The 15,851-nt window shown below is 42.6% G+C and carries 16 protein-coding genes; 10 read left to right on the top strand and 6 right to left on the bottom strand.

The genetic code is table 11. The features are described 5' to 3' along the window. Positions 1–49: 49 nt before the first annotated feature. From B9Y89_RS16850 to B9Y89_RS16825, 6 genes are all read left to right on the top strand, one after another. Positions 50–463 carry a DoxX family protein gene (locus B9Y89_RS16850; RefSeq protein WP_085524347.1) on the top strand — a complete coding sequence of 138 codons (414 nt, stop codon included), beginning with the start codon at positions 50–52 and terminating at the stop codon, positions 461–463. 163 nt (positions 464–626) lie between these two features. After that, on the top strand, positions 627–1,301 hold the full coding sequence (locus tag B9Y89_RS16845) for a GntR family transcriptional regulator (protein WP_176222271.1): 675 nt from the start codon (positions 627–629) through the stop codon (positions 1,299–1,301). A 2-nt stretch (positions 1,302–1,303) separates the two neighbouring features. After that, entirely contained in the window at positions 1,304–2,500 is a 1,197-nt protein-coding gene (locus B9Y89_RS16840) for a CaiB/BaiF CoA transferase family protein (protein ID WP_085524345.1), read from the top strand. Positions 2,501–2,528: 28 nt separating this feature from the next. Beyond that, positions 2,529–3,437 carry a hydroxymethylglutaryl-CoA lyase gene (locus B9Y89_RS16835; protein ID WP_085524344.1) on the top strand — a complete coding sequence of 303 codons (909 nt, stop codon included), beginning with the start codon at positions 2,529–2,531 and terminating at the stop codon, positions 3,435–3,437. Between the two features lie 81 nt (positions 3,438–3,518). After that, positions 3,519–3,767 carry a hypothetical protein gene (locus B9Y89_RS16830; RefSeq protein WP_085524343.1) on the top strand — a complete coding sequence of 83 codons (249 nt, stop codon included), beginning with the start codon at positions 3,519–3,521 and terminating at the stop codon, positions 3,765–3,767. 3 nt (positions 3,768–3,770) lie between these two features. Continuing rightward, the gene (locus B9Y89_RS16825; protein ID WP_085524342.1) at positions 3,771–5,258 is read left to right on the top strand and encodes a sodium:solute symporter family protein; all 1,488 of its coding nucleotides are present in this window, start codon (positions 3,771–3,773) and stop codon (positions 5,256–5,258) included. Between the two features lie 59 nt (positions 5,259–5,317). Here the strand turns inward: B9Y89_RS16825 and B9Y89_RS16820 are convergent, their stop codons facing one another. After that, entirely contained in the window at positions 5,318–5,572 is a 255-nt protein-coding gene (locus tag B9Y89_RS16820) for a hypothetical protein (protein WP_176222270.1), read from the bottom strand. Positions 5,573–5,735: 163 nt separating this feature from the next. Beyond that, positions 5,736–7,286, bottom strand: a complete 1,551-nt coding sequence (locus tag B9Y89_RS16815) for a Na+/H+ antiporter NhaC family protein (protein ID WP_085524341.1) — start codon at positions 7,284–7,286, stop codon at positions 5,736–5,738. 415 nt (positions 7,287–7,701) lie between these two features. Between B9Y89_RS16815 and B9Y89_RS16810 the strand changes: the two genes are divergently transcribed. Continuing rightward, on the top strand, positions 7,702–8,634 hold the full coding sequence (locus tag B9Y89_RS16810) for a DMT family transporter (RefSeq protein WP_085524340.1): 933 nt from the start codon (positions 7,702–7,704) through the stop codon (positions 8,632–8,634). A gap of 87 nt (positions 8,635–8,721) precedes the next feature. On the opposite strand, the gene B9Y89_RS16805 is transcribed toward B9Y89_RS16810, so the two are convergent. Further along, positions 8,722–9,168, bottom strand: a complete 447-nt coding sequence (locus tag B9Y89_RS16805) for a hypothetical protein (protein WP_085524339.1) — start codon at positions 9,166–9,168, stop codon at positions 8,722–8,724. A 293-nt stretch (positions 9,169–9,461) separates the two neighbouring features. Here B9Y89_RS16805 and B9Y89_RS16800 point away from each other — a divergent pair, with 293 nt between their 5' ends. Next, on the top strand, positions 9,462–9,758 hold the full coding sequence (locus B9Y89_RS16800; protein ID WP_085524338.1) for a DUF2332 family protein: 297 nt from the start codon (positions 9,462–9,464) through the stop codon (positions 9,756–9,758). Positions 9,759–9,888: 130 nt separating this feature from the next. Continuing rightward, positions 9,889–10,650 (top strand): SDR family oxidoreductase, encoded by a 762-nt coding sequence (locus B9Y89_RS16795; RefSeq protein WP_085524337.1) that lies wholly within the window; start codon positions 9,889–9,891, stop codon positions 10,648–10,650. 193 nt (positions 10,651–10,843) lie between these two features. On the opposite strand, the gene B9Y89_RS16790 is transcribed toward B9Y89_RS16795, so the two are convergent. After that, positions 10,844–11,914, bottom strand: coding sequence for a tetratricopeptide repeat protein (locus tag B9Y89_RS16790; RefSeq protein ID WP_085524336.1), 1,071 nt, complete (start codon positions 11,912–11,914; stop codon positions 10,844–10,846). Positions 11,915–12,255: 341 nt separating this feature from the next. On the opposite strand from B9Y89_RS16790, the gene B9Y89_RS16785 reads away from it, so the two are divergent. Then, on the top strand, positions 12,256–13,374 hold the full coding sequence (locus B9Y89_RS16785) for an NADH:flavin oxidoreductase (protein ID WP_085524335.1): 1,119 nt from the start codon (positions 12,256–12,258) through the stop codon (positions 13,372–13,374). Positions 13,375–13,571: 197 nt separating this feature from the next. Here the strand turns inward: B9Y89_RS16785 and B9Y89_RS16780 are convergent, their stop codons facing one another. Together B9Y89_RS16780 and B9Y89_RS16775 are read right to left on the bottom strand one after the other, a co-directional pair. Then, entirely contained in the window at positions 13,572–14,657 is a 1,086-nt protein-coding gene (locus B9Y89_RS16780; RefSeq protein ID WP_085524334.1) for a toxic anion resistance protein, read from the bottom strand. A 4-nt stretch (positions 14,658–14,661) separates the two neighbouring features. Beyond that, positions 14,662–15,306, bottom strand: coding sequence for a 5-bromo-4-chloroindolyl phosphate hydrolysis family protein (locus B9Y89_RS16775; RefSeq protein WP_085524333.1), 645 nt, complete (start codon positions 15,304–15,306; stop codon positions 14,662–14,664). Positions 15,307–15,851 lie beyond the last annotated feature (545 nt).

Below are 15,851 nucleotides of genomic sequence, written 5' to 3'. Positions count from 1 at the left end.
GACGTAGATACAAATAGCAGTTGTGGATAACAAGGTTAGGAGGATGATAATGAATCAACGGTATAAAATGGGCTTGTTTTTATTACGAATCACGGTCGGTATCATTTTTTTCATTCACGGGTTTGATAAGTTTCAAAAAGGGCTTGAAACAACCGTGGCTACTTTTGCGGATTTGGGCTTGCCGGGATTTTTAGCCTACATCGTTGCCGTTATTGAACTCATTGGTGGACTGGCGATGGTCGTAGGGGCTGGTACTAGGGTGATGGCTGCTCTATTTGCTCTAATCATGTTTGGCGCGATTGTTACTGTCAAATTATCGGCCGGCTTTTTGGGGGGATTTGAATTTAATCTGATCTTGCTTGTCGCTGCCGTCCATCTTCTTTTTAGCGGCAGTCAAGGTCTGGCACTGGATTCGTTATTGGCGAGATCATTGAAAAGAGTGTCCATTTTTCGGAAACGGTAAATAGCCCCCGTAATCAGAGTGCCAACCTGTAAGAGACCAGGTTGGCACTTTGTTTTGCTGATTTTAGATTTGTACTAAAAATCAAACCCATTAGAATGTTGACAATTAACAGTCAACATTCTAATATATGATAAAAGCGTTTCCAAAAAGAGGAGGTGAACGAATGACGCCGGTTATCAAATCTGAACCTTTGCATATTCAAGCTTACAATCATATTAAACATTTAATTCTAAACAATGAGTTTGTACCTGGTGAGCAATTGACGGAAGTGAAACTCGCGAACAAATTAGGGATCAGTCGTGGTCCGGTCCGCGAAGCAATGCGCATGTTACTTCAGGATGGTTTGGTGAATCAGAAAGGGGCCTATACTTATGTCCTGGATCTAACCGTTGAAGATGCCATCGATCTTTATCTCTGTCGCGAAAGTTTAGAATCTCTTGCCGCAAGACTCGCAGCCCAGAATATGTCACAGGATGATCAGCATCAGTTAGAAGTCATTCTAGATCAGACAAAGACTGCTTTAGGCTCCAATCATATGGGTGAGGTGGTGGCATTGAATACCCAATTTCATGACCTTATTGTCCGTGCTTCAGGTAACGAACAATTGATTCAATTGCTGAAGGTGATCAGTGCCAAAACCGTATACTTGAGAAATTGTATTTTAAAGCATTTTACAAGGTCCAATGATTTTATTGAAGAACATGAAAACATTGTTCATGCGATTCTGGAGCAAAATGACGATCAAGTGGAAGGGTTGATGAAACAACATATCCAAAATGATTTGCAAGCCATTTGTACCTTTTTTGAAGACAAGACAACACAACAAAAGGGTGAATAACTTTGGAAAAAACCTTAGAAAACGTTAAAGTTTTGGAATTAGGAAGCTTAATTGCTGGCCCGTTTGCCGGTCGGTTACTGGCTGAATTCGGAGCCGATGTCATTAAAGTCGAACCCCCGGAAAAAGGGGACCCGCTCAGAGATTGGCGCCATATCTACAAAGGGAGTTCACTATGGTGGCGGCTGCAATCGAGAAATAAAAAGTCAATCACCGTCAATTTAAAAAGTGAAGAGGGACAAGCGGTGATTAAGGACCTTGTCAAAGAGTGTGATATTTTAGTCGAGAATTTCAAGCCTGGGACCCTTGAGAAATGGAACTTAGGTTATGATGAGCTGTCGGCGATCAATCCCGGACTCGTGATGGTCAGGGTATCGGGTTACGGACAGACTGGTCCTTATCGAGATAAACCAGGGTTTGGCAGCGTCGGAGAATCGATGGGCGGACTCCGTCATATTACCGGATATCCCGATCGTCCCCCGACAAGAGTGGGCGTGAGTCTCGGCGACTCGTTAGCTGCGATGTACGCGGTAAACGGTGCCCTCATGGCGATTTATCATCGTGATATAAACGGAACGGGAAAAGGACAAGTCATTGATGTTGCTCTCTACGAAGCCGTATTCAGCTTGATGGAAGGCATGGTTCCTGAATACGATAAGCTCGGAGCTGTTCGAGAAAGAACGGGATCATCCTTACCTGGTATCGCGCCATCGAATACATACCAATGCCGGGATGGAAAATATATCGTTGTCGGCGGTAACGGTGATGCGATTTTCAAAAGGTTGATGGCAGCGATTGGCCGACCGGAATTAGCGGACGATGAGCGGTTCCAAAGTAATAGCGGTCGAGCAGAACACGCTGATTATCTTGATAACACCATTGAAGAATGGACAAGGACTGTTAATTTTGAGACCGCTTTAGAGGTGCTTGATGAAGCGAGGGTTCCGGCAGGTCCGATTTACAGCATTGAAGATATCATGAATGACCCGCACTTCTTAAGCCGTGAGATGATTCAGAATGTCAAAATGAATGACGAAGAATCGGTCAAAATTCCGGGAATTGTTCCGAAAATGAGTGAAACACCTGGAGAAATTAACTGGCTGGGGCCTGAGCTTGGACAGCATACAGATGAAGTGATGAAACATTGGCTAGCCTATGATAACGATAAAATTCAGAAATTAAAGGATCAAGGCATTATTTAACCTTTTTTACTAAAGGAAGGAGATGGGTATGAAAACGATTAAGATTCAAGACGTTGTTGCCAGAGACGGTCTGCAAAACGAAGATCAATTTATTCCAACTGAACAAAAGATCGCATTGATTAACCGGTTGAGCAATGCGGCCGTCGATAAAATTGAAGTGACGTCATTTGTTTCGCCAAAAGCTGTACCCAATATGAGCGATGCCGAAGCGGTGATGAAGGGTATTACACGACAACCCGGCGTGACTTACAGTGTTTTGGTTCCTAATTTAAAGGGGGCTAAGAGAGCTCTTGAATGTGAGGTCGATGAGATCAATCTCGTTGTATCCGTGAGTGAAACTCATAATCAAAAGAATGTCCGGCGAACAACGGATCAATCCTTTGAAAACTTCCGAGATATCCTAAGCTTTTTGTCTAATGAAAGGATTGATGTCAATGGAACTCTAGGGACGACCTTTGGTTGTCCGTTTGAAGGGTCTATTTCTGAAGACAAGGTCCTTCGTTTAGTTGAACAGTACTTGGAATTAGGTGTCAGTGGTATCACCCTTGCGGATACGACAGGAATGGCAACACCCAATCAGGTGTATCGATTAGCTGAAAACGTGTTAAAACGCTGGCCGGAGCTCCCCTTAACTTTGCATTTCCACAACACGAGAGGCATGGGACTGGCCAATGTTATTGAAGGTATTCGCGCTGGAGTGACGCGGTTTGATGCTTCTCTTGGCGGATTAGGAGGCTGTCCATTTGCTCCCGGGGCAACAGGCAATATTTGCACAGAAGATCTGGTTCATATGCTTAAGTTCATAGGACATGATGTTCGTGCTGATCTTGATCAGCTGATCGACTCGGCCAAGTATTTGCAATCATTGATGGATCATGAGGTGCCGGGTCAAATTATTAAAGCTGGTAAAATCAACGACCTTCATCCTGTCTCTTAGTAGAAAGATACAAATAGAAAATCGATCTTTTTTTGTATCCATTTTTCGGAATATAACCAAAATAGCGAAAGGAGTATGACCGTGAATCAATCTAAAAAGGAACCAATCAAGCAAGTGAAGTCATGGGTGATACTGGGGATTATTATTATTCTAAGTGTACCATGGTATTTTCCAACAGGCTCATACGAACCCTTATTCTTTGGAGTTCCTTATTGGGCATTTATCGTTATAGGGGTGTCCTTCATTTTGTCGGCTTTCATTAACTACGTTATTAAATATCAGTGGAATCTTATTGAAGATGAAGAAGAGCAAGCAAAGGAGGATGAATAACATATGGATTTGGCGTTTTCGGGTTGGTCGGGCGTCTTAGTCCTGCTAATGTATGGTCTCCTAATGCTCGGTGTCGGGCTGTTCACTTATTTTCGGAATAGAGGAATTCATGAGAGCATTGATGAGTACTATCTTGGCGGTCGAGGGCTTGGCGTCATGGTATTATTCTTTACTTTTTTTGCAACGCAGTATAGTGGTAATACGATCGTCGGATACCCGCCGCAGACTTACAGAATCGGTTATGAGTATCTTGTGACGGTTCCTTACTTTATTGTCATTATTGTCGCTTACTTGGCATTTGCTCCAAGGTTATATGTTATAGGAAAAAAATTCAATCTTGTTACGCCGGTTGACTGGCTTGAAAAACGCTTTAAATCTAAGTCGATTTCCATTTTAGCGGCATTTTTAATGTTATATGCTCTTGGTAATTATTTGTTAGAACAATTCGTGGCTATTGGACAAGGTGTCGCCGGCTTAACAGGCGGTACGATTCCTTATCAAGTTGCCGTTGTCTTTTTCATTGTGATTATGTTGATTTACGGTTGGCTTGGCGGCATGCGTTCCGTTGCTTACACAGACACAATGCAGGGAATCGCCTTGTTATTCGGTGTTTTCATACTTTTAATTGGTGCGATTATTTATTTTGGCGGACTTCCAACAGCTGCGGATTATATGCAAGCTTATTCACCTGAAAAATTAGGGGTTCCAGAGGGTCCGGGCGTCGTTAACTGGGCCAGCTTATTAGTTCTTGTTGGTATTGGTGCGGCCGTCTATCCCCATGCTGTACAGCGTATTTTTTCCGCAAAAAGTGAAAAAACATTGAAGCGCTCTTTCGGCCGAATGGCGTGGATGCCTTTTCTCACAGCAGGTGTTGTGTTTATTGTCGGGATTATTGGCATTGCCGCATTTCCTGATTTAACTGATGGTGAGTCCGAGCAATTAGTCGGTAAGATGGCGAGTGCGGTTGCGAATCAAAATGCTTTCTTTTATTGGGCGATGGTGCTTTTGTTTGGCGGCGTGATTGCCGCTATCGTCTCAACCGCTGACTCCGTATTGTTGACTTTGACGGCTATTGTCTCTAAGGATATCTATGGACGGTACATCAATCCAGATGCGGACGATAATAAGAAAATTCTAGTCGGTAAGCTCGTGGGGATCGTTGCTGTGGCCATCATACTGCTCATAGCATGGTTCCCGCCAGCGACACTTTATCAGATATTTGTTCTGAAATTTGAATTATTAATTCAAGTCGCACCAGCTTTAATTCTGGGTCTATATTGGAAAAACCTTAGTACAAAGGCTGTATTTGCAGGGATGCTTGCCGGAGCTGTTATTGCATCATATATGACCTTTGTGAATCTCACACCGTTAGGTATCTTTAGCGGGTTGTGGGGATTATTGATTAATCTCGTCATTTGTGTGATCGGCAGTTTTGTCGTTAATGTGCCTATGACCGAAAAGAAAAATGCGAATGATGTGATTGGTTTCTAAATGAATGAACCGGGAGAGAGTGTAGCACTCCATCCCGGTTTTTTTTTCTGGAAACAAACTTACTGTTGTTTGTTTTGGGAAGCTTGTTGAGCTTGCTGAGCAGCATTTTGGGCTTGCTGAGCTTGTTGGGCAGCTTGCTGTTGAGATTGTTGAGCTTGTTGTTGAGCCTGCTGTTGAGCTTGCTGGGCTTGTTGAGCAGCTTGTTGTTGCTTTTGCTGAGCCTGTTGAGCAGCTTGCTGCTTTTTCTGTTGAGCCTGTTGAGCTTGCTGAGCAGCTTGTTGAGCTTGCTGCTGTTGTGGGTTTTGTTGTGCCATGATCATGACCTCCTTAAAATGGTTGAGCTTTTTAAGCCCAGACCTTATTGTGTGGGCAATGTGCTGATAATATACAACGAACTTTAGCATTCGCATAGGAAAAAGGAATTGATAATGAATACCCAAAAGAACCGCAGCGAAAGTGACATCGCTGCGGTTTGTCTTAAAAACCAATTTCCGAATTTGAACGCAATCTTTTTTTCTCATGTTGTTTGCCTAAAAAGCGTAATACTAAGAACTGTACAATAATACCCAGAACTAACAAAATCAATCCGTTATGAATGAAGGAAGTTGATAGAAACAAACCACCTGATATTACAGCAGGAACAGCGGCATAAGGCACCTGTGTGTTCACATGAGCGATGTGATCTGATCCAGCGAAAATGGAAGCCATAACTGTTGTATCAGAAATGGGGGAGATGTGATCCCCAAAAATCGAACCGGCAAAAACGGAGCCAATGATTATATGCACCATTTCTATGCCTCCAATCGAATAGGCAAGCGGAACTGCAATTGGCGTAAGGATGGACATTGTGCCCCATGACGTTCCTGTCGCAAATGAAATGAACATCCCGATAACAAATATGAGAAATGGCAAGAGTGCTGGAGTCATCCAGCTTTCTGTGGCTTGAACGACATAATCGGCGGTTCCAAGCTGCTCGCAAACAGTTCCGATGGACCATGCCAGAACGATAATGACCAGTGCCGGCAACATCGTTCGAATCCCACCCAGTAGTGTCTCTTCACAATCTTTTAAGGATACGCCTTGGCAAATAGCTAAAACAATACCGACCAAGGTCATCGCAAAAGCGGCCCATGATAAAGCAACAGCTACGTCGGTGTCGGCGAGTGCTTCCATCAAACTTTTCCCGTCAGGACCACCGCCTGTATACCACAGGCCCCATAGGCTGACGACGATCAATGTCATAAGGGGCAGGAGAAAGTTCCAGATTGTCGATTGGTTCTTAAAAGGTTCGCCTAAGTCATGTTCAACAGATGATAGCGGTGTCCCGCCTTCAGGGATAAGCTTCCCAGTTGTCTGAGCACGCTTCTCTGCTTTGGCCATGGGACCAAAATCCTTACCCAAAATAATCATCGGAACCGACAAAAGACAAAGAATGGCATAAAAATTCCAAGGGATCGAATGCAGAAAAGCAAAATAAGGTTCAGCACCTGCAATACTTAGACTGGCAAAAGCAGCGGCAATTAGGGAGACTTGAAAACCAATCCAATCTGAGACAGGTCCAAGGGTCGCCATCGGGGCAGCCGTTGCATCAAGTATGTAGGACAATTTTTCTCTGGATACCTTGTGTTTAGCGGTAACATCCTTTGAAGCATTGCCAACGATGACAGAGTTGACATAGTCATTAAAGAAAATGATAATTCCTAAAATAAATGGCAGTAACTGAGCCCGTTTTTTCGTTGTCAATTTCTTTTCGAGAACTTTGATCAGTGCCTCTGAACCACCCGTTTTAAACATAAACGCAGCACCTGATCCAAGCAAGGCCGTCAAGACAAGAAACCGAGCGTTCCATGGGTCTGTCATCACATCTTTCATCCAATTGAAGGTATTGGCAACGGCGGTGAACGGGTTTCCGCCTGCTGCAATCAAGCCGCCCACCCATATGCTGATAAACAAAGACAGCAAAACACGTTTTGTCATGATCGCCAACAAAACGGCCACAATCGGTGGGACAATCGATAAAAAGGCCATGGTCTAACACCTCCGTTTGTTTTTTAGTTATTTTAACATACTGAATTTTTAGATGATATATGACTTTAGTATGGTCGGTCGTGAAACACAATCTTGAATGGATCGTGTAGATGGCTATTACCTATAAGAGGATAGATGTTAATGTCTAAATCTTGAATTTAACTTGGATTTGAGTTAAGTTAATCTTAGCAGCATCTTTAATTGATTCATGGGTAAGATAACTAAGTTTAAAAAAGAACAGTTCCAGGACTAAGAGCATATATTTGAATACGTGAGGTTTGAAGAAAGCCGACCATAACATCCGATGATGGGGTCTTATGTAACTTTTTAATAACCTTTATAAATTAAATTGAAGTAGTCTAAGGCATGATTTTACCTCAACCTGGTAGACAGAGAGAAAAGGGAAGGTGAGACTATGAATATTTATATCGCGTATGGACTTATTGTCATGGGTGCCTCTTTTTGGGGCGTCACAGGATTGTTTGTTCAATATTTATATGAATTTGGTTTGACACCTTGGGATGTTGTGACGATCAGGATGTCGGTTTCAAGTGCCATCCTATTACTCATCCTTAGTATTCTGGGGCGCGATTATCTGAAGGTGCAAATCAAACACTTACCGTACTTTTTTGGACTAGGCGTATTCTGTATCGCTTTTTTCAATTGGTGTTACTTTGCCGTTATGGAACGAACGTCACTTTCAGTCGCCGTTATTTTCGTCTATACGTCGCCTATCTTCGCAGCCATCATTGCTAGATTCTTTTATAGGGAAACAATCACCTTCAAAAAATGCGTTGCGATGGGTCTGACGATTATCGGGTGTGGCCTCGTGGCTGGCATTATATCCAGTGGCGGAACAAGTCTATCAGGGATGACTGTCTTGTTAGGCCTTCTATCCGGGCTGTTTTGTTCACTGTATAGTGTCCTGGGTAGGTACGTCAGTCAAATCTATCATCCGGTAACCATTACTATTTATTCCATGATTTGCGGTAGTGTATTGATGATTCCGACCAGCTCCATTTGGACAAAGAGCTCGATCTTTATGAATGGGGACGTCTGGATTTATATTTTTGGGATATCGATTATATCGACCATTTTTGCTTATACCTTATACACCCTAGGATTGACTTATATCGAATCCAGTAAAGCCACGATTCTTTCAACCGTCGAATTAGTCGTGTCCGTTATGATCGGTGTACTTGTCTTTAATGACGGTTTAACGGGTTGGCAATGGATCGGCTTTTTATTAGTCTTCTCATCGTTATTTATTACGGTGATTCCTAATAAAAAGAGACCTAAAGTCCATCATTCATTGAATTATAAGCCACAGATGAAGTCTTATTACTAAAACGAATATAACTAACATAAAAGAGAGACTGACCCACAAGAACCATGTAGGTCAGTCTCTTTTAATATGGTTAACAGTGTCACCATTTTATTGACGTTCAAAGCCTTCTTGGTGTAAGTAGTCAAGAGCTTCATTATAAGTAGGGAAGGTTCCGTCAAGCATGTCCCCGGCATAAGTGTTCCACAAGCCAAAGTCATAAACGAGCCTAAGGGTATGATTGTCATCATTCACCCAAGTTTCATCCGATGGTTGAGAAAGCGAATCGATAGACTTGCGGACAATGCTGCGGAGTTCATCTTCTGAGAAGTCACGGATATTAACCATTCCATTTTGTTCGATATTGTAGTTGTCGTGATCATCTATAAGTTCAGCGTAGACATAGCCGTTCCCGTTAGGATGCAGGCGGTACACAACAATCTTTTTATCCATGACACTTTCTTCAAAATGGAAATTCACACGACCGAGTGAGACGTCTTTACGTTTTAATTCAGGGAATGATTCGATAATAGCGAGTTTGTCTTCAAATGTTAGCATGTTACCTCCGATAAAGGAATTTTTATAAAGTCAGTCCATTATAGCACCTGAACCCTGGCAGATGCCAATGGCTGTCTTTCTGATTTTGCTTGAAACAGATTTATCTAAACAATTTAGGGTGTTTTGGTATAGACAGTTGTTATTTAGACCGCAGCCCGAATACACTTCGCTTTCCGCGGGCGAGTGGCAAGCCTCCTCGGGCAGGCCCTGTGGGGTCTTGCCTATCTCGCACTTCCCGCAGGAGTCTACGTGTATTCGGGCTGCTCAGAGCGTTTAGAGTCGTTATTTGTTCCATGCAAAACAACAATCTTTTAAAAACAGCCTACTTAAAGGATCCTTTCTTACGTTCGAGCAGTCCACCTGTTATATCAAGAATTGGGCTTGATTTACATACTAGTGATTTATTGGACCCAAACGATTATTTATGGCTAAAATCGTTAATCTGGTCAGAGCATAAGGAGAGGCGGGAACTCTTTAAAAGTGCCGCTGAAGAGGTCAATCAACATCCATTGAAATTAATAGAAGGGGATGGGGTTAGCTTACTTTCTAATATTTCCAAGGAAATGCCTGAATCATTAGCAGTTGGTTAGAGAGGCCGGCGTATTATTAGAATATTTGACTGTCCAAACTAGAGTATGACAAGCTTCTATAAGAAACGGATAGAATAGTGAGTAGTCCCTTGATCGAGCAAATTTTTGATACGAAGAAAGAAGGATGACAATGAAACTTTCAGGAAATACCGTCCTCATTACAGGCGGGGGCGCAGGCATTGGCTTGGCCTTTGCCGAACGTTTTGTTAAGGCGGGGAGCAAAGTTATTGTTTGCGGAAGACGAGAAAGTAAACTGCAAGAAGCGAAGGAACAAATGCCGGAACTCATTACTCGGGTATGTGATGTCACTGATGAATCGGAACGCTTATCGCTTTTTGATTGGGTAACACATCACTATCCTGAAGTGAATGTGCTTGTCAATAACGCCGGCATTCAGCAGCGTATGAACGTATTAAAAGCTGAAGTGAAGGAAGATTGGAACTATTACAGTAAAGAAATGACAGCGAACATGCATGCACCGATTCATCTTGCCATGTTATTTTCTCAATACTTTGCTGAGAATACCGATGCGGCCATCATCAATGTTTCGTCTGGTCTGGCTTTTACACCCATGGCGATTGCACCGATCTATTCGGCCACCAAGGCCGGCATTCACTCGTTCACGATGAGCCTAAGAATGCAGCTGTCTCATACGGGTGTGAAAGTGATTGAAGTCGCACCGCCTGCTGTGAACACAGACCTAGGCGGAGTCGGACTACATACCTTCGGTGAACCTGTCGATGCATTTGCTGATGGCATTTTCGAAGGACTTGAAGAAGGGAAAGAAGAAATCGGCTATGGGACATCGGAGAAAGCCCTTCGTATGTCAAGAGATGATATTGACACTACTGTGGCGTCGATGTATAGCAAGATGAAACGTTCGATTGAGTAAGATACAAACAGTAAAAAGGGGCTCTCATAAGGAGGCCCCTTTTTTCATGCTCATAGCCTATCTTAGTCAGATACGACGCCATGTTGCGCTGACGGTTGATGACTATAATCAGTGGCAGCGACTCCTGAGTACACGGCACCAGTTACTAGAGCACATAGAGTCATCACCTTGAAGAAAGATTTCGCTTTTTGTTTCATTTGAGACATGCCTCCTTAGTATTTTTGCATTGGGCTTGAACAGCGATATGGTAATACTTCGTCGCTGGTTCAAAAAGGTCCTGTTTCCGATAAAAATCGGCAAGTGTTTCAGCATATTCTTTGATATAGTTCCACATCTGGTTGTCTATAAAATAGTTTACACCATTTTTGAATATTTTTTCAAATTGGTGTGTTGGGTTAAAGGTTTCTTTTAACAATTGAAAATGAACTTTGTATTCGATTTCACCAAATGCTTTGCACCATTTAATACCTTCATCAATGTAGTCATTCGCCTTTTGGTCATCTTCAAGTTTGAAATGTTCTCTTGCAAGTAAATAGTACGTTTGTACATAAGGCTGATCGGTATTTTCTTCAAGGCTGTCTGTTAAATATTTAATCGCTGCTTTGGACATGTCCTGTTCAGCGTATAGAAAGCCTAAGTTATGATGGATTCGGCTGATTAACTTAGACATACTCAAACAACGGGCATAATCCGTTGCTTCATGAAGGTTTTCCTCGGCCACTCCAAACTGTTTGACGTCTGTATAATTAATGCCTAATAACATTAAACAGTCAGCCAAACGCTCTTGAGAGTCATGCCAATGAAATCTGTCGAGTGCTTTCTGTGCATAATTAATGGACAGAACAGATTGTCGTGTTTGATAGTAGGTCAAAGCAAATTTGTAATAAAATTCGGCTTGCTCGATAGGATCATAGATGTTTGTTAATTGCTTTTCTGCTAATCGGAAGTGGCGTTCGGCCTGATCGTATTGTTTTACATAATGATGATACAGACCCTTGAAAAAATAGGCATAGTAATTTAAGAGCTCTGTCTCGAAACGGTTCACGTTCAACAGTGACATCATGCTTGCTGCTGTTTCAAAGTCTTCTTCGAGAATACAGTACCTTAAATTTAGCAGCTGGTGGAAGTTTCTTGCTGTCATGTCATCAAGATGACTGGGTTCCCTATCAAAAGCTTGCTTGATTTTACGTGAGGTTTCTAAATCTTGAGAACGTAAAGCCTTATACCAATCAGCTAATGAAGGTTTAAATGTCGCAACACTCATAGGAGCCTCCTTTCCTTTTTTTGGTTCATTTTAATCATAACAAAAAATAGAAATCTTTGTTATTGGGAAAATTGATTGAAAAATGGGCTGATGAGTGGGGGGGATTTTTAATTTTTTCCCAAAAATCATGTTATGTATTGTTATTATTGAAGAATCATCAGACGTGCGTTCCTATAAGATGGTGTGATTAAGTGATTGGAATGACATAAGAAGCAAAATGTTGTTATTGGATTGGCAAATCTGTAACAATAGATAATATGTTGGCTACTCAGTAGCCGCATGCTGTTGTGTTAGACAAAGCACTATTAAAAATAACAATCGTTGTTGTAGGAGGATATAGCTTGAATAATACTCAAATCCATTCTCATGACTCATCGGTAGATCCGTTGTTGCAGCCTTTCTCGATTGGGAACCTTTCTCTTCCTAATCGTACAGTTATGGCGCCCATGACCCGGGGCTTTTCGCCTGAGGGCGTGCCCGGTTCTGACGTTGCCGCCTATTATCGTCGCCGGGCGGAAAATGACGTAGGATTGATTGTAACAGAAGGGACGGCGATTAATCACCCTGCAGCTGTCTCAGGCTCAAGCATACCGCGCTTCCATGGGGAAAAGGCACTGGATGGTTGGTCCCAAGTTGTCAAACAGGTTCATGAAGCAGGAGGGAAAATCGTGCCGCAGCTTTGGCATGTTGGTTTGACCCGGCAAATCGGGGATCTACCCAATGCTGAAGCGCTGCCGATTGGCCCCTCAGGCCTCAACTTGTCAGGTGAAAAAGTGACGGATCCCATGACAGAGTCTGAGATCGCTCAAGTCATTGATGCTTATGCTCAAGCTGCTTCCGACGCGAAGCGAATCGGTTTTGATGGCATAGAAATTCATGGTGCACATGGTTATTTAATTGACCAATTCTTTTGGGAAAAAACGAATCAACGCTCTGACCGTTATGGCGGTGATATACAAGGGCGTACCCGCTTTGCGGTAGAAATCATCGAGGCGTGCCGGCAAGCAGTGGGCTCTGACTTCCCGATTATATTTCGTTTCTCCCAATGGAAGATGAGTGATTATAAAGCAAAGCTGGCTGATCATCCAGATCAACTCTCTCGGTTCCTAGCTCCGTTGGTAGAAGCAGGCGTTGATGTCTTCCATTGCTCAACACGTCGCTTTTGGGAAGCCGAATTTGAGGCGTCCAGTCTTAACCTCGCAGGTTGGACGAAGCAATTAACAGGTAAGCCGACGATTACTGTTGGTTCAGTCGGCCTTGATGGCGAATTTACCAGTGGAAAAGGTGCAAATACCACAAGTCTTGACGGGTTAATGAAAAGGCTAGACAACGATGAATTTGATCTCGTCGCAATCGGCCGGTCATTGTTGATTGACCCGGCATGGGTGGCTAAGATACGTGCTGGTCAGGCAGAGGAACTCGTCCCTTATGAAAAAGATGCGGTCAAAACGTTATACTAATTGAAAGATAGCTAGTCAAACATGGGATGCCCCATGTTTGACTAGCTTTACTTTTACTATCATATATATTTAGTCATGATTTTGTTTCGAATGGAACGGTCATCTCAGGGAAGAGGACTGATATGGTTTCAGCGTTTCCGGATGCCATGCTCACTAAAAAAAGCCCGTCCGACGAGCATTTTTTAGTGAGCATGTTATTAGTTATTTTTAACGTCCAACAGCTTTTGTTTTAATTCGTCTTCCATTTGAACCAGTTCTTGCTCAGCTTGTTGACGTTTATTACGGCCTTCGCTTTGAATGTTAAGGGTTTCTTCTAAAGTAGATATGAGATCGGCTTGTGTCTGCTTCAACGTTTCAATATCAACAAGACCGCGCTCGTTTTCCTGTGCCGTCTCAATGCTGTTTGTCTTTAACATTTCGCTATTCTTCAGTAGCAGATCATTCGTTGTTTGGCTCACTTGTTTCTGAGTCTCGACTGCTTTCTTCTGTCGAAACAAGGTTAAGGCAAGCGCAATTTGGTTTTTCCATAAAGGAATGGTCGTTAATATTGACGACTGTATTTTTTCAATCAGTGTATGGTTCACATTCTGAATCATGCGGATTTGCGGTGCACTTTGAATCGTGATGGTTCGACTCAGTTTTAAATCGTGAATCCGCTTTTCAAGTCGATCGGCAAATTGGGTGATATCATTGAGTTCTTGATAAGCCATTTGATCGTTTGATTGCTCGGCTTTTTCCTTGAGTGCGGGGATTTCATTGTTTCTAATGTCTTCAAGTTTGATGTCACCGGCGGCAATATAGACATTTAATGTATCAAAGTAGTCTTTGTTTTGTTGGAATAGTTGTTCAAGACGATCAATGTCTGACAGCAAGGTCTCTTTTTGATGTTCGAGTCTGACGCTGATTTTATCAATCTGGGCACCGATCTTTTGGTATTTAGATAACGTTTCATTAATGGAACTTGACATTTTATTAAATAAGCGTGCGACGAAGTTTTTCTTTTTCGGCTGTAATTCTTCTGGGTTAACCTGCTCCAATTTTTGCATCAGTTCACTTAGAATATCACCAATGGGTCCTGTATCCTTCTTCTGGATATGATCCACCATTGAGTGGGAGAAGTTTGACAGATTTGATTGCGCCTCTGTCCCGAATTGAATGATTGTCTGCTGATCTGATGAATGCATTTGGGTGGCAAGCTCATGGGCTTTTTGGCGTTGTTCGTCTGATAATGTGTTGTCATTCATGAATTCATTCGTCACGGGTTGTTCCACTTGATCACTCATATACTTAACTCCTTCCTTTAGGAAAAGCCTTTTTCTCACGATCTATCGAATGTTTGGCGACATCGAGTTCAATATTGAGCTCATCAATATCATCTGACAATATCGATCGTAGCTCCATTTCAATTGAGTTCGAGAGGTCTGCAAGGGTCCGTTCCGTTTCTGCTAAAGATTCACGGACGTCAGGTTCTTTGACGTTCTGACGGGTTAAAAAGGTATATCTTTCGGATAATTCGACAATAGAATCTAAATAATAAAAGAAGAAACGTTCTGCTACAAAGAAGCGTTTCGGTTCTTTCTTGACAATACGATAGATTCTGCTGACCATTTGCTGAAGCTTGCCAATTTGCCTAGCAGCACGAAAAGAACGAACACCCAGAAGTGTTTTGTTTAAACGTTTCATTTTATCGTGGGCTTCTTTTAAATGGCTTTGAATATAGCGATAGTCTTTGTTGGTGATTTGATGACGTTTGAGCAAGTTGTGTTTCCTGCGCCATATAAGTGAACCCATGGCTATCACAACAATACCTGTCGCCCATAAAAAGGAGAGGCCAAAAGAAGCCTGAAAAGCAAAGAAAGCAAATAGCCAAGTCAGAATCCATAGAGGGAATGCAATGAATCCGTATAGGAAAAAAGTAAAAATAGCTTTCACGTTAATCGACTCCAATGAAAAATGCCTTTATATCTATATACAACATAGCATACCAATAGGTTTCAAATTTCTAAAGGCTGTTTTCGTAAATTTTGTTGCTTTCAACCTCATGGTTGAACCAAAATACGAAATGGCAGCTCCGTTGATTTCCGTTCCGGGCAGTCGCTTTCCGCGGGCAACGCTTCAGCCTCCTCGGAAGAAAACCACTTCCTGCGGGGTCTTCAGCTGTTGCTTTTCCCGCCGGAGTCGACGGCCCTTCACTCCAATCAACGCCTTGTATTTAATTAAGCAAAATCACTTTTATAAAGTGGTTAAGCACAATACTAGCGAGGAAATACACGGAGACTCCTGCGGGACTAGTGGCCAAAGTGAGACCCCGCAGGGCAAAGGATGATCAGCTAAATGCGTCACGTCCTGTGACAACGCTGATCCTACCCACATCAATCCACCCCAAAAAGCAAAAATTGCTTTTCGGGGATGGGGAGGTTCACGGTCCGAAAATACACTACGCGCTCGCTGAGTGACGCGGTATATGACGACGCATG

The sequence above is a fragment of the Tuberibacillus sp. Marseille-P3662 genome (assembly GCF_900178005.1).
Classification (GTDB): Bacteria; Bacillota; Bacilli; order Bacillales; family Sporolactobacillaceae; genus Marseille-P3662.
Note: the sequence above shows the minus strand (reverse complement) of the source record. Positions and strands in the feature narration are given on the sequence as shown.